Here is a 689-nt window from a genome sequence, read left to right as displayed (position 1 = left end):
ATCTGAAACGCGAGTGGAAGATCCCCTAGAGCGCCGAATGATTTAAATTTACGCAGCCAAATTCATAGCGATGTGCAAATTTGTAACCATGGCAGTTCTGTTTAAATCATATTCATTAAGACGTAACCAATATATCTGGCTCTTGGTCCTTTTCGATTGCAAATGGATGCAAGAGCGTGCTCTACTTTAACTCGTTCTCTTACTTCTTGTCGACCTTCTGGAGACTCAACATAATATTTCAATGACTGTAACATTGATTCTTGGTCGTGAATTTGAATCACTCTTCCAGTCTTTGAGTCACTGCAGTTTCTTTTTACGGGGCAAACACTACAGATTTTGGCAGAGAACTTAGCCATAAGACTTCCCGGTCTTCCTATAATTCTTTGCTGTTTGCCAGCGGGACAAGTGACGATTGAATTTTGTAAATTAATAATAAAATCTTTTTACCATATTTTCCGTGCGTTGGCGGGTTCCATGGCTTGGCAATGATCTTTTTACCCTGCAGCACAATCAACCACTAATTCCAGGGCATGACCAATCAAATTGAAGGTATCTTCGACTCGACCAGCTCCTTCTAATGGTGCCGAATCTAATGCTATTCTTAACTGCTTATAACAAAATCCGCCAACTTGCTTGGCAACCTCTACCGTTTGCTCAAGTAACATCGTATCCAAATTATTTTTCACTAA

1 pseudogene is annotated in these 689 nt (G+C 40.1%); it reads right to left on the bottom strand.

The features are described from left to right. Positions 1–101: 101 nt before the first annotated feature. Positions 102–689 (bottom strand): annotated as a pseudogene (locus OK13_RS14330) (transposase); the annotation flags it as partial.

The sequence above is a fragment of the Legionella norrlandica genome (assembly GCF_000770585.1).
Classification (GTDB): domain Bacteria; phylum Pseudomonadota; class Gammaproteobacteria; order Legionellales; family Legionellaceae; genus Legionella; species Legionella norrlandica.
Note: the sequence above shows the minus strand (reverse complement) of the source record. Positions and strands in the feature narration are given on the sequence as shown.